Annotated in this window: 12 protein-coding genes; 5 read left to right on the top strand and 7 right to left on the bottom strand. The window is 71.3% G+C overall.

Going from position 1 to position 13506, the window contains the following annotated elements; translation table 11 throughout:
* Positions 1-86 precede the first annotated feature (86 nt).
* Positions 87-2132, top strand: a complete 2046-nt coding sequence (locus tag ACFWVP_RS22290) for a beta-galactosidase (RefSeq protein ID WP_384499048.1) — start codon at positions 87-89, stop codon at positions 2130-2132.
* Positions 2133-2237: 105 nt separating this feature from the next.
* Entirely contained in the window at positions 2238-3797 is a 1560-nt protein-coding gene (locus tag ACFWVP_RS22285; protein WP_384499047.1) for an arabinogalactan endo-beta-1,4-galactanase, read from the top strand.
* Between the two features lie 182 nt (positions 3798-3979).
* On the opposite strand, the gene ACFWVP_RS22280 is transcribed toward ACFWVP_RS22285, so the two are convergent.
* A complete protein-coding gene (locus ACFWVP_RS22280) occupies positions 3980-4987 on the bottom strand; it encodes a VOC family protein (protein ID WP_384499045.1) in 1008 nt (335 codons plus the stop codon).
* A 120-nt stretch (positions 4988-5107) separates the two neighbouring features.
* Entirely contained in the window at positions 5108-5470 is a 363-nt protein-coding gene (locus ACFWVP_RS22275) for an ArsR/SmtB family transcription factor (protein ID WP_384499044.1), read from the bottom strand.
* A gap of 218 nt (positions 5471-5688) precedes the next feature.
* Here ACFWVP_RS22275 and ACFWVP_RS22270 point away from each other — a divergent pair, with 218 nt between their 5' ends.
* Entirely contained in the window at positions 5689-5910 is a 222-nt protein-coding gene (locus ACFWVP_RS22270; protein WP_384499042.1) for a superinfection immunity protein, read from the top strand.
* Between the two features lie 63 nt (positions 5911-5973).
* On the opposite strand, the gene thpD is transcribed toward ACFWVP_RS22270, so the two are convergent.
* The 5 genes from thpD to ACFWVP_RS22245 all read right to left on the bottom strand — a co-directional run bounded on the left by thpD (position 5974) and on the right by ACFWVP_RS22245 (position 10711).
* The gene (gene thpD / locus ACFWVP_RS22265) at positions 5974-6867 is read right to left on the bottom strand and encodes an ectoine hydroxylase (RefSeq protein ID WP_384499041.1); all 894 of its coding nucleotides are present in this window, start codon (positions 6865-6867) and stop codon (positions 5974-5976) included.
* Positions 6868-6870: 3 nt separating this feature from the next.
* Positions 6871-7269: an ectoine synthase gene (locus tag ACFWVP_RS22260; RefSeq protein WP_037691652.1), complete on the bottom strand. Its 399-nt coding sequence runs from the start codon at positions 7267-7269 to the stop codon at positions 6871-6873.
* Between the two features lie 64 nt (positions 7270-7333).
* The gene (ectB, locus tag ACFWVP_RS22255; protein ID WP_384499040.1) at positions 7334-8596 is read right to left on the bottom strand and encodes a diaminobutyrate--2-oxoglutarate transaminase; all 1263 of its coding nucleotides are present in this window, start codon (positions 8594-8596) and stop codon (positions 7334-7336) included.
* 74 nt (positions 8597-8670) lie between these two features.
* Entirely contained in the window at positions 8671-9135 is a 465-nt protein-coding gene (gene ectA, locus ACFWVP_RS22250; protein ID WP_384499038.1) for a diaminobutyrate acetyltransferase, read from the bottom strand.
* 469 nt (positions 9136-9604) lie between these two features.
* Entirely contained in the window at positions 9605-10711 is a 1107-nt protein-coding gene (locus tag ACFWVP_RS22245; protein ID WP_384499037.1) for a pyridoxal-phosphate-dependent aminotransferase family protein, read from the bottom strand.
* A gap of 104 nt (positions 10712-10815) precedes the next feature.
* Between ACFWVP_RS22245 and ACFWVP_RS22240 the strand changes: the two genes are divergently transcribed.
* Complete coding sequence (locus ACFWVP_RS22240) at positions 10816-11916, top strand: amidohydrolase family protein (protein WP_384499033.1); 1101 nt, start codon at positions 10816-10818, stop codon at positions 11914-11916.
* 375 nt (positions 11917-12291) lie between these two features.
* Positions 12292-13446 (top strand): SCO1860 family LAETG-anchored protein, encoded by a 1155-nt coding sequence (locus tag ACFWVP_RS22235; RefSeq protein ID WP_384499031.1) that lies wholly within the window; start codon positions 12292-12294, stop codon positions 13444-13446.
* Positions 13447-13506 lie beyond the last annotated feature (60 nt).

The raw sequence follows: 13506 nt of genomic DNA, 5'->3' as shown, positions 1-13506 counted from the left end.
GTTGCTGTGCGGTTATGTTGGCCCTGCGCCGCCGAGAGTGTGTGTGCACGTTCCCAGAAGTTGTCCAAAAGAGCCAGGAGCCGTCCATGCCGCACTCAGAACCCGCTCCCGCCCCGGTCGGCCTGCACAAGCTGGCGTTCGGCGGCGACTACAACCCCGAGCAGTGGCCGGAAGAGGTCTGGCACGAGGACGTACGCCTGATGCGGGAAGCCGGCGTCACCATGGTCAGCGTCGGAATCTTCTCCTGGGCCCTGCTGGAACCCGAACCCGGCAGCTACGACTTCGGATGGCTCGACCGCCTGCTGGACCTGCTGCACGTCAACGGCATCCGCGCCGACCTCGGCACCCCCACCGTCGCCCCGCCCGCCTGGTTCTACCGAGCCCACCCCGAGGCCCTCCCGCTCAGCCGCGACGGAGTGCGCTACGCCTTCGGATCACGCGGCGCGATCTGCCACAGTTCGGCCCCCTACCGCGCGGCGGCCGCCAACATCACCGAGCAGCTCGCCCGCCGGTACGCGAGCCACCCGGCCCTGGCGATGTGGCACGTCCACAACGAGTACGGGGTCCCCGTCAGCGCGTGCTACTGCGACAACTGCGCCGTCCACTTCCGGCACTGGCTCACCGCCCGGCACGGCTCCGTCGACGCGGTCAACGAGGCCTGGGGGACGGCCTTCTGGGGCCAGCGCTACCGCACCCTCGACGAGATCGACCCGCCGCGCACCACGCCCACGGTCGGCAACCCCGCCCAGCAGCTGGACTACGCCCGCTTCGCGGACGCCACCATGCGCGAGAACTTCACCGCCGAACGCGACATCCTGCACCGGCTGGCCCCCGGCGTCCCCGTCACCACCAACTTCATGACCGCCCTCAGCCAGTGCGACTCCGTCGACTACTGGGCCTGGGGCCGTGAGGTCGACCTCGTCACCAACGACCACTACCTGATCACCGACGGCCGCCGGACCCACGTCAACCTCGCCATGGCCGCCGACCTCACCCGCTCGGTCGCGGGCGGCGCGCCCTGGCTGCTCCTGGAACACTCCACCAGCGGCGTCAACTGGCAGCCCCGCAACCCGGCCAAGCGCCCCGGAGAGATGGCCCGCAACAGCCTCTCCCACGTGGCCCGCGGCTCCGAGGGCGCGATGTTCTTCCAGTGGCGGCAGTCCCGGCGCGGCGCCGAGAAGTTCCACTCCGCGATGGTCCCGCACGCCGGGACCGACTCCCGGGTGTGGCGCGAGGTGAGCGCGCTCGGCACGGACCTCGGCCTGCTGGACGGCATCCGGGGCACCCGTACCGTCGCCGACGCCGCGATGCTCTGGGACTGGCAGTCCTGGTGGGCGCAGTCCCTGGAGTGGCGCCCCAGCGAGGACCACGACGCCCGCGAGCGCGCCGACACGTTCTACGCCTCGCTGTACGACCAGCACCTCACCGTCGACTTCGCCCACCCGGAGGCGGACCTCTCCGCGTACCCCCTGGTCGTCGTCCCCGCCCTCTACCTCGCCACCGAGGAGACCGGCCAGAACCTCCGGCGGTACGTCGAGAACGGCGGCACCCTCGTCGTCTCGTACTTCTCCGGAATCGTCGACGCGGACGACGCCGTGCACCCCGGCCCCTACCCCGGTGTGCTGCGGGACGTCCTGGGCCTGACGATCGAGGAGTTCTCCCCCCTCGGCCAGGGCGACACGGTCCGCCTGATCACCCCCGAGGGCGCGCCCGAAGGACCGGACCTGACCGGTGACGTCTGGACGGACGTGGTCATCCCGCGCGGCGCCGAGACCGTCTGGTCGTACGCCGACGGCATCCCGGCCGGCCGCCCCGCCGTCACCCGCAACCGGCTCGGCAGGGGCACCGCCTGGTACGTCTCCACCCGGCTCTCCGGACCCCACCTGGGCACCGTCCTGGACCGCGCCCGCGCCGACGCCGGCATCGCACCGCGCACCGGCCTCGCCCACGACGTCGAGGTCGTGCGGCGCGCCGGGGAGAGCGGCACGTACCTCTTCGCGATCAACCACAGCGACGCCGACACCGAGGTGGCACTCGACGCCCCCGGCACCGAACTCCTCACCGGCGAGCCCGCCGCGGACCGTCTCGCCGTTCCGGCGGGCGCGGTGCGCGTCGTACGGCTCGACGGCTGAGGCGCACCCCCGCACCACACCCCCGCACCACACCCCCGCACCACCCCGCCACACCATCAGGCACCATCCCCGTTACCCCGCACAACGGTCGAAGGGACATCGACGATGTACGGAACGACGCACACCCGCAGAAGAGCCGCAGGAACGGTGGCCGCACTGTCCGGCCTGCTGTTCGCCGCACTCCCCGCCCAGGCCGCCCACGCGGCCACCACCCCCGCGAACCCAGGCTTCGAGTCCGGGGCCACCGGCTGGTCGACGTACTCGGCCGGAGGCCAGAACACCGCCTCCTTCACCGAGGCGGGCGGCCGCACGGGCAGCACCAGGCTCAGCCACTGGTCCGCCTCGGCGTACAAGGTCGAGACCTACCAGTACCTCTCCGGCCTCACCGACGGCACGTACACCCTCAGCGCCTGGGTGCGGTCCGGCGGCGGCCAGAACTCCGCCTACATAGCCCTGCGCAACTGCGGCGCCGCCGAGCAGCGCACCGACCTGCCGCCGACCGCCGACGGCGGCTGGATCCGGCTCGTCACCTCCGTCAAGGTGACCGGCGGCGCCTGCACGATCAGCCTCAACTCCGACGCGCACGCGGGGGAGTGGGCCAACTTCGACGACATCACGTTCACCCCCGGTTCCACCGGACTGAGCGTCAGGGGCGGAGACCTCTCCACCCTCCCGAAGAACGAGGCCCACGGCGCCACGTACCGCGACGCGAACGGCACGGCCGGGGACGCGGTGACCATCCTCAAGAACTCCGGGATGAACTACGTCCGCCTCAAGGTCTGGGTCGACCCGGCCGACGGCTACAACAACAAGGCCCGCGTCCTGGCCATGGCCAAGCGCGCCAAGGCCCTCGGCATGAAGACGCTCATCGACTTCCACTACTCCGACGCCTGGGCCGACCCGGGCAAGCAGAACAAGCCCGCCGCCTGGGTCGGACACAGCTACACGCAGCTCCGCACGGACGTCTACAAGCACACGTACGACGTGCTGAACGCGCTCAAGGCCCAGGGCACCACCGCCGACATGGTGCAGATCGGCAACGAGATCAACGGCGGAATGCTCTGGCCCGAGGGGTCCACGGACAACTGGACCCAGCTGGCCGGCCTCCTGACCTCCGGGGCGAACGCCGCCAAGGCCGTCTCCTCCGGTACGAAGGTGGCGCTGCACCTCGCCGAGGGCGGCGACAACGCGGGCACCCGCTGGTGGTTCGACAACGCCGTGTCGCGGGCTGTCCCCTTCGACGTCGTCGCCCTCTCCTACTACGGCTACTGGCACGGCTCGCTGTCCGAGCTCCAGACCAACCTCGACGACGCCGCCTCCCGGTACGGGAAGCCGGTGCTCGTCGCCGAGACCGCGTACGCCCACACCCTCGCGGACGACGACGGCCTGGAGAACAACGTGGCCACCGCCGGCCAGCTCGTCGCGGGCTACCCGGCGACCCCGGCCGGACAGGCGGCCAACCTCCGGGACGTCATGAACGTCGTCGAGGCCGTCCCGAACGGCCGCGGGCTCGGCGCCGTCTACTGGGAGCCGGCCTGGACCGCCGTCACCGGCAGCGGCTGGGACCCGGCCGACCCGTCGTCCGGCAACGCCTGGGAGAACCAGGCGGTGTTCGACTACAACGGGAAGCTGCTCCCGGCGGCGAGCTGGTTCTCCCACCGGTAGCGGCTGGGGTCTTCCGTCCGGATTCAGGCCGGGTCTGGGAGCGGGGTCCGGTGCGTGCTGCCGCAAGGCCGAGGCGGGAGCCCACGCGGAGCGGTCCGGGCCTCCCCTGCTCGGGCGAAGCCGAGAGCTCGGGGGAGTGTGTGCCAGGGCACGCGAGCCCGGCATGATCCGGGCGAGAGGCCCTAGAGGGGCGCGCCGTGCCACTTCCACGAGGTGACACGGTCGCGGCCCGGCAGATCGGCGCGGCCGGTGGACCAGAGCAGGACGGTCCACCGGTCCGCGTCGTCCGGCGCGTCGGGGAAGAGCCGGGCCAGCACCCGGTCGCACAGGTCCGCGGGCGGCCTCCACGACACGGACAGGCTCTCGGCGACGTCATGGGTGTGCACAAGAATCTCCACGACGCCCATCGCGGCGAATCCCTCCGGGTCGGCGAGCCCGTGCACATGGTGCGAGCGGACGTCCGGCGGTGTCGTCCGTACCATCGCCGTGAGCAGGGCGCCGCTCGCCTCCAGGGTCTCCAGCAGCCCGGCGGACCCGGCCGCCGGGTCCGCGAAGATCGAGTTCGCCGGCCCGCCCTCGCGCTCCGCCGCGTACCGGTAGGCCACCTCGGTGCCGGTCGGCGGCTTCCGCGGCCCCAGCTGGACCGCGTACGCGAACAGGTCGTCGCTGAGGTGCTCCAGCGTCTCCCAGCAGTCCCACGCCAAGGACCCGGCCGGCACCCGCCAGTCGTCCGCCGGGGACTTCGCGAGGGTGTCGGCCGCGAGACGTACGGCGAAGGCCACGTCGTCCGCGGTGACCGGCATCCGGGTCCCGCTCAGCGCCGCGCGTTCGGCGGCGCCGCACTCCACACAGAACTCGTTGCCCTCGGGATCGGCCATCGTCGCCCACCCCCGCCCGTCGGTCCTGCGATGGTCGCCGACCAGCGTGGCGCCGAGAGCGAGCAGCCGCTCGACCTCCGCGTCCCGCCCGCGGTCCTCGGGCCGCAGGTCGAGGTGGATCCGGTTCTTCGTGCTCTTGGGTTCGGGCACCGTGACGAACAGCAGCGCCGCCCCCGGGGTCTCGACGAGTGCCTCGGGATCGCCGGGCCCGTCCTCGTCGGACACGGACGCGCCGAGCGCCTCGGCCCAGAAGAGTGCCAGTTCATAGGCGTCGGAGCAGTCGACGGTGATGTGCTGTACGAGCGAAGTCATGGGCGCCACTGTCTCCGCGGACCCGGGCCGAGGTCCAGCGAGTTGAAGCCCGGGCCCCGGTCTCCGGCGTCGCGCGGAGATGGACGAACCCGACAACTACCGTGCTGGCACGGTCCGGCGTCAAGGGTTCTGTGCCCGCACCAGCATGTCGCCGGCGGCCGTGCGGTAGTAGAGCACGGACCGCCCCGCACGGCGGCGGCCCACCAGCCCGGCGTCCAGGAGCACCCTGAGATGGCGGCCCACCGAGCCGAGACCCTGGCCGGTGATCGCGACCAGGTGTGTGGTGCTCATGGGGCTGTCCAGGAGCACCAGCACACCCGCCCGGCCGGAACCGATCAGCCTGGCCAGCCCCTCCGGAGCGACCGCACCCCCCGGTTTTGCGAGTGTGCCCGAGCACGGGTACACCACGGCGTTGCGGTGCACCGTGCCGTGGGAGTCCGGCCGGTCCGTGGAGATCCACCCCTTGCGCGGTGTGACCGGCACGAGCAGCAGCTGTGATCCCGCCGGCCGCCGGGTCGGGAAGGCGCGGCCCTCACACCCGGTCTCCGGCGCATGGGCCCGGCGGCCGGAGCCGCGCGGGCCGGAGCCGACACCGGCCGCGAGCCCACCCGCACGAACAAGGGCGCACGCACGTGACGGGCCGACAGGAAGGATGCGGCGCGGGCCGGTCGGGCCGGACGAGACGTATATAGGGTGACAGGATGATCTCGCACATCAGTCCTCTGGAACTGCTCGTCCTGGTGCCGTTGACGCTCCTCATCCTCTGCGTGCCGTCGTTCATCGCCTACCGCAGGCGGGTGGAGCGCCCGGGGCTGGTCGTCATGGTCAGCGTGATCGGTGCCTTCACGGGCCTGTTCTGGTTCGTGGCCCTGGTCATGGCGCTGTCGATGCGCACCCGCGTCCCGTCCCCGGCTCAGCCGTGAACCGGAACGCCGAAGGGGCGGGACGCGTCGCGCGTCCCGCCCCTTCCGGCCGTCGTACGCGGCCTACTTCACCGGTGTGAAGTCACGCGCCCCGATGAACTCGGGCCGGCGGATCGGAGCCGCGAAGGGCTCCTGCGCCGTGTTCTCCACGCTGTTGAACACAATGAAGACGTTGCTGCGCGGATACGGGGTGATGTTGTCCCCCGAGCCGTGCATCGCGTTGCAGTCGAACCAGGTCGCCGAACCCGCCTTGCCCGTGAACAGCTTGATGCCGTGGCGGTCGGCCATCTTCGTCAGCGCCTCGTCGGACGGGGTGCCGGCGTCCTGCATCTGCAGGGACTTCTTGTAGTTGTCCTTCGGCGTCTCGCCCGCACAGCCGAGGAACGACTTGTGCGAACCGGGCATGATCATCAGCCCGCCGTTGGTGTCGTGGTTCTCGGTCAGCGCGATCGAGACGGACACCGTCCGCATGTTCGGCAGACCGTCCTCGGCGTGCCAGGTCTCGAAGTCCGAGTGCCAGTAGAAGCCCGAAGCCCCGAAGCCCGGCTTCACGTTGATCCGGGACTGGTGGACGTACACGTCCGACCCCAGGATCTGACGGGCCCGGCCCACCACGCGCTCGTCGCTGACGAGCCGCGCGAAGACCTCGCTCAGCCGGTGGACCTCGAAGACGGAACGTACGCTCTGCGACTTCGGCTCGATGATCGAGCGCTCGTCGGCTCGGACCGCCGGATCGGCGATCAGGCGTTCCAGCTCCGCGTGGTAGCCGGCCGCCTCCTCCGGCGTGACGATCTGGTCGACGGTGAGGAAGCCGTTCTCCTCGAAGCCCTGGAGATCCTTCGCGGAAACCGGCCCCGGCGCGCCCGGCGCGGACCAGATGACCGGGTCCTGGCGGGGGGTGGTCATCTCGGCGGCGCCGCGCGAGGGGTACAGGTCGGCGCGTGCATCGGTGGTCATGGTTCAGCCCTCCTCTGTCAGCAGCGGGTAGACACCGTTCTCGTCATGGTCCTCCCGTCCGGTGACGGGAGGGTTGAAGACACACACGCAGCGGAAGTCGGTCTTCGGCCGCAGCGTGTGGTGCTCGTGGCCGTTCAGCAGGTACATCGTTCCCGGGGAGATCCAGTGCTTCTCGCCGGTCTCGTCGTTGGTGAGCTCGGCCTCGCCCTCGGTGCACAGCACGGCCTCGATGTGGTTCGCGTACCACATGGACGTCTCCGTGCCCGCGTACAGCACGGTCTCGTGGAGGGAGAAGCCCACCTTCTCCTTGGCGAGCACGATGCGCTTGCTCTCCCAGGTCCCGGAGGCTGCCTTCACATGCCGGTCGGTGTTCTCGATGTCACTGAACGATCGGACGATCACGGTGAGATGGTGCCTTTCTCTTCTGTACTGCTCAGGTCTGCCTGCCCCGGGGGGCGTACCCCGGTCAGGCGGTCTCGCGGACGGAACGGGCCAGCGTGCGCAGGCCCTCGTCCAGCTCTTCGGGGGTGACGGTCAGTGGCGGGAGCAGCTTCACGACCTCGCTCTGCGGGCCGGAGGTCTCCAGCAGCAGGCCCAGCTCGAAGGCGCGCGCGCAGACGGCGGCGGCGCGGGCCGGGTCGGCGAACTCCATGCCCCAGACCAGGCCCCGGCCACGGAACTGCGCGGTCGGCTCCTCGGCGCAGATCGCCAGGAGCGTCTGCTCGACCTGCTCACCGCGGGCCAGGGTCTGCTTCTCCATCTGGCCGTCGGCCCAGTAGGCGTCGAGCGCGGCGGCGGCGGTGACGAAGGCGGGGTTGTTGCCGCGGAAGGTCCCGTTGTGCTCGCCCGGCTCCCAGATGTCCAGCTCGCCCTTGAAGAGGCAGAGCGACATCGGCAGTCCGTAGCCGCTGATGGACTTGGACAGCGTGACGATGTCCGGCACGATGCCGGCCTCCTCGAAGGAGAAGAAGCCACCGGTACGGCCGCAGCCCATCTGGATGTCGTCGACGATCAGGAGCATGTCCTGGCGGTGGCACAGGTCCTGGAGGGCACGGAGCCACTCGGCGCGCGCGACGTTGATGCCGCCCTCGCCCTGAACGGTCTCCACGATCACGGCCGCCGGCTTGTTGAGCCCGGACCCCTGGTCCTCCAGGAGCCGCTCGAACCAGAGGAAGTCGGGGACCGTGCCGTCGAAGTAGTTGTCGAACGGCATCGGGGTGCCGTGCACCAGCGGGACGCCTGCGCCGGCCCGCTTGAAGGCGTTGCCGGTCACGGCGAGCGAGCCGAGCGACATGCCGTGGAAGGCGTTGGTGAACGAGACGACGGACTCGCGCCCCTTGACCTTGCGGGCGAGCTTCAGCGCCGACTCGACGGCGTTGGTGCCGGTCGGGCCGGGGAACATCACCTTGTACGGCAGGTCACGGGGGCGCAGGATCACGTTCTCGAACGTCTCCAGGAAGGCGCGTTTGGCCGTCGTGGCCATGTCCAGGCCGTGGGTGATGCCGTCACGCTCGATGTAGTCGATCAGTGCGCGTTTCAGCACCGGGTTGTTGTGGCCGTAGTTGAGCGATCCGGCACCGGCGAAGAAGTCGAGGTACGAGTGTCCGTCCTCGTCCGTCAGCCGGGCGCCCTGGGCCCGGTCGAAGACCGCGGGCCAGCTGCGGCAGTAGCTCCGTACCTCGGACTCCAGGGTCTCGAAGACACTCAGGGCGGGCGGGGTGATGGTCACAGCGAATCTCCTGGTCGAGGGGGGTGTGACGGGCGGCGGGTGAGGCGTGCCCCGGGCGGGGGCGGGGTCGTGCCCTACGCGTGGAGCGGACCGATGCGGTACAGCACTTCCGGCAGGTGCGTTCCCTCGGGGAACAGCTCGCCGTCGAAGAGCACCTCGCGCTCCAGCGGCGCGTCGTGGCGCTGCGCGAAGGAGGTGAACAGCCGGTCGGACGCGGTGTTGTCCGGGGTGACGGTCGTCTCGACCGATGCCAGGCCCTGGTCGGCGGCGACCCGCGTGGTCAGCGCGTCCAGCAGGGTGGCGGCCAGGCCCTTCCCGCGGTGGGCGCTGTCGACGGCCACCTGCCAGACGACGAGCGTCCCGGGCCGGTCCGGGCGGATGTAGCCCGTCACGAAGGCGATGGGCCCGCCGGTCTCGTCGCGGGCGACCACGGAGGTCGCCGCGAAGTCACGGCACCACAGCAGGTAGCTGTACGAGGAGTTGAGGTCCAGGACCTCGGAATCGCGGGCTATGCGCCAGATCGCGGCTCCGTCCTCCACTCGCGGGGTGTCGATACTGAGGAATTCGCTTCGGGCACGTGCAAAATCTGCTGGTGCGGCGGTCATGCGAATTGAATTTACCCAGCAAAAATCTAAATTGCATCGACGCAAGGGGTTGGGTGGGAGGGGCTGCTGTGTTATCACGCGTGCGCGGACCAGGCTGGAGCGGGTGGCGTTTTCGTACTATTTGGCCTGGATTTATCCGGCATAACGGGTGCCATATGGGGTCGGTCACATACGTGTAACTCTTGTGACACCTGTTCGGATTGAGTACGGCGAGCGCGTCGGAACTGAGGTGTTTAGGGGTGAGAAAAGTGGGAAGAAGAATGCGGGGAGCTGCTCGGGATAAAGCAGCTCCCCGCTTTGTTGAATTATCGGACCGATTGCGTTCGGGTCGCGGGTGGGATTGCTGCCCGATTGCGGCCGGAGTCCGGTCCGGATGATTGCGGTCCGATTGCGGTCCGGTAATTCAGTCGTTCGGCCAGGTTTCCGAAACGGCGTTGCGGGCCGCCTCGAAGTCGGCCTCACGGCCGGTCTCGGAGAGCGCGGCCCCCAGGGCGGCCAGGGAGGCGTGCACGGCGCCCCGCGTGGCGTCCACGCCGTAGTGGTTGACCCTGATCATCTCCGTGGACAGCGCTCCGCCGCCCGCGATCAGCGGCAGCGAGGGGTCGCCCGCGAGGGCCTTCGCGACCAGCGCCGAGGCGTCCGCCCCCACTGGCACGCGCAGCGTCGTGGCGACCGGCGCCGCGTCACGGGCGTTATGGACGTACGGCTCCAGTCCGGCTCCGAGGGCCACCGCCCCGGCCCGGGTCGCCGCCGCGGCCGAGGAGTGCCGCGCCGTCAGGGTGTCCAGGCCCTCCGCCTCGATCCGCTCCACGCAGGCCTCCAGTGCCAGCATCTCCAGCTGGGCCGGGGCGTGCGGCAGCGCCCTGCGGCCCGTGTCGATCCAGCGGGCCTTCCAGTCGAGGAGGGACAGGTAGGAGTGGCGCGGGGCCTGCGGGTTGGCGGCCATCCGCTCCCACGCCCGCTCGCTCACCGACACCGCGGACACCCCGGCGGGGCCACCCATCGCCTTCTGTGCGCCGATGACGCACAGGTCCACGCCCCAGACGTCCGGCAGCAGCGGCTCCGCGCCCACCGACGCCACGGCGTCCAGCATGAACAGCGCGCCGTGCGCCCGGACCACCTCGCCGATCTCGGCGACCGGGTTGGTGTTGCCGGTCGCCGCCTCCGCGTGCACCAGCGACACGAAGTCGATCTCAGGGTGCGCGGCCAGTGCCCGCTCGACCTGCTCGGCGGTGACGGCCGAGTGGAAGGGCACGGCGAGGTCGACGACCTCGGCCCCGCAGTCCCGCAGCCAGTTGCCGAAGGTCCGGCCGTACGGCCCCGTGACGATGTTCAGCGCGGTCGAACCGGGCCGGGCGCCGCCCCGGATGCAGCCTTCGAGGGGCAACAGCGCCTCGCCCTGCATGATGACGACGTCCTGCCCGGTGGCGAGGAGGCCGGCCACCCGCCGCTCGATCGCCGCGAAACGCGCGGCGGTGAGTGGGGCGAGGTCGAGGAAGGGGTGCGTCACGGTGGTGCTCTCTTCGGGTCGGTCGGTCCGCGGTCAGCGCTTGCGTCCGAGGGTACCCAGCACCTCCCGGAGCCCTCGGCGGGCCGCCTCGTACAGTGCTGTGCATGAGTGATCACGAGGTGGCGCGGGTGCTGCGGATCGAGGGACGGGTGCTCGCCGGCCCCGACGACGTGCGGGACGGTCTCTGGGCCGTCGACGGGCGGATCACCTACGAGCGGCCGCCGGGCGCCGACGACGCCCTGACCCTCACCGGCTGGGCACTGCCCGGGCTCGTCGACGCGCACTGCCACGTCGGCCTCGACCGCCACGGGCCCGTCGACGCGGCCACCAGCGAGAAGCAGGCCCTCACCGACCGGGAGGCCGGGACCCTGCTCATCAGGGACGCCGGTTCCCCCTCCGACACCCGGTGGATCGACGACCGCGAGGACCTGCCGAAGATCATCAGAGCGGGCCGGCACATCGCCAGGACCCGCCGGTACATCAGGAACTACGCCCATGAGATCGAGCCGGGCGACCTGGTGGCGTACGTCGCCCGGGAGGCGCGGCGCGGCGACGGCTGGGTGAAGCTGGTGGGGGACTGGATCGACCGGGACGCCGGGGACCTGACGGCCTGCTGGCCCCGGGGCGAGGTCGAGGCGGCCATCGCCGAGGCGCACCGGCTGGGCGCCCGGGTCACCGCGCACTGCTTCGCCGAGGTCGCCCTGCGCGACCTGGTGGAGGCCGGGATCGACTGCGTCGAGCACGCGACGGGGCTGACCGAGGACACCATCCCGCTCTTCGCGGAGCGCGGCGTCGCGATCGTCCCGACCCTGGTCAACATCGCCACGTTCCCGGACCTCGCGGCGGGCGGCGAGGCCAAGTTCCCCCGGTGGTCCGCCCACATGCGGCAGCTGTACGAGCGCCGCTACGACACCGTGCGCGCGGCGTACGACGCGGGGATCCCGGTCTTCGTCGGCACGGACGCCGGCGGCTCGCTGGCCCACGGCCTGGTGGCGGCGGAGGTCGCCGAGCTGGTGAAGGCGGGCATCCCGCCCCTGGAGGCGCTCTCCGCGACGGCCTGGGGCGCGCGGCGCTGGCTGGGCAGGCCCGTGCTGGAGGAGGGTGCCCCGGCGGACCTGGTGGTGTACGACGAGGATCCGCGGGCGGACGTACGGGTGCTGGCCGCCCCACGGAGGGTGGTGCTCGACGGGCGGGTGGTCGGCTGACCGCCCGAGGCGTCCGGCCGGCGGTCCATGGGCGTCCGGCTGACCGCCCGTGGGCGTCCGGTTGACCGGCAGTGTCCCCGGCGGTCAACGCTCGTTGGAGCACTTCTGTGCGCGATCCGGTGGCCGTACGGACGCGCTCTCCACGCTCGGCGATACGGGTGACTGCTAGGCGCGTACGGGTGACACCAAGGAACTCCTGTGCCGGAAGATTCGAATACACACGCTAAAACCCCCCTTTGGAGTGAACTGACGCCAGGTATCCGTCAGTTCACCCTCTGTGCGTAAAGATTCACGGAGTCGAGGCCATCGGTGCCCGCGATGTCCCCCATTGGACGGCGCCGGCGGCTCCATGTCTCTTGTGGGGGTTCCACCATCTTGAACAGCAAGACCTTCCGTCCGGCCGCCCTGGCGGTCGCCGCCGCCGTTCCCGTCGCCCTGCTGGTCGTCGTCCCCGCCCAGGCCGCCACCGCGACGGCCCCGGCCACCCCGGCCGGCAGCCACGGAAAGGCGACCGCGGTCGTGCTCCGCGCCGGGCTCGACGTGGCGCTCCTGGACAAGGCGGTCCACGTGCCGCTCGACGCCGCGCTCAACGAGGTGCGGGCACCGGCGAGCGCGGAGAGGACCGCGCTGAGTGTGGAGGTCGACGGGGCCGAGAGGGGGCGGCCGGTCCGGCTGCTGAAGGCCGACGTCGCCACGGCGGACGCCACGGTCGACACGCGCAGGGCCGAGGGGCACACCAACCTCGTCAAGGCCAGGGTGCACGTCCCCGGCCTCCCGCTGCTCCCCCTGATCGAGGTCGAGAAGGTCACCTCCAGAGCGCTGTGCGAGGTGGGCAGGAAGCCGGTCGCCGAGTCGGAGGTGCTGGGGCGTGTGAAGGTGCTCGGCAGGAAGATCCGGCTGACCTCCGGCGGCACGACGAACGTCGAGGTGCCGGGCGTCGGGGAGGTGACCCTCGACCTGTCGAAGACCCACACCACCACCCGTACGGCCGCGGCGACCGCGCTCCGGCTGCGGGTGTCGGTGAATCCGCTCGACCTCGACGTCGCCGATGTCCGGGGCGAGATCACCCTGGCCGGGGCGACCTGCGAGATGCCGAAGGGCGGCGGCTCCCACAGCGGCGGTTCGGGTGACGGGGGCGCGGACAACGGCGGCTCCACCGGCGGAGGTTCCGACGGCGGCTCGACCGACGGCGGCTCGGACAGCGGCGGTTCGACCGACGGCGGCACCGACGCGGGCACGTCCGGCACCGGCGGATCCACGGCCGGATCCACCGCGGGATCCGGTGACACGGGCGGCAGCGGTGACACGTCCGGCGGTGACACGTCCGGCAAGGACGACGGCGGCGGCAAGGACGACGACGGCGGTGACGTGAAGACCCAGACGGGCGCCGAGGCGGCGGCACCCGCCGGCGGCGACCTCGCCGAGACCGGCTCCAGCTCCTCGACCCCGTACATCGCGGGAGGTGCGGCCCTCCTGCTGGCGGTCGGCGCCGGGGCCACCGTCGTCGCCCGCAGGCGCGGCCGGAACTGATCACGCCCGAGGGGGCAGGCGGCGGGCGGGGAGCGGTGCTCGCACGAGTGACCACCGCTC

Source organism: Streptomyces sp. NPDC058637 (assembly GCF_042717325.1).
Lineage (GTDB): Bacteria > Actinomycetota > Actinomycetes > Streptomycetales > Streptomycetaceae > Streptomyces.
Note: the sequence above shows the minus strand (reverse complement) of the source record. Positions and strands in the feature narration are given on the sequence as shown.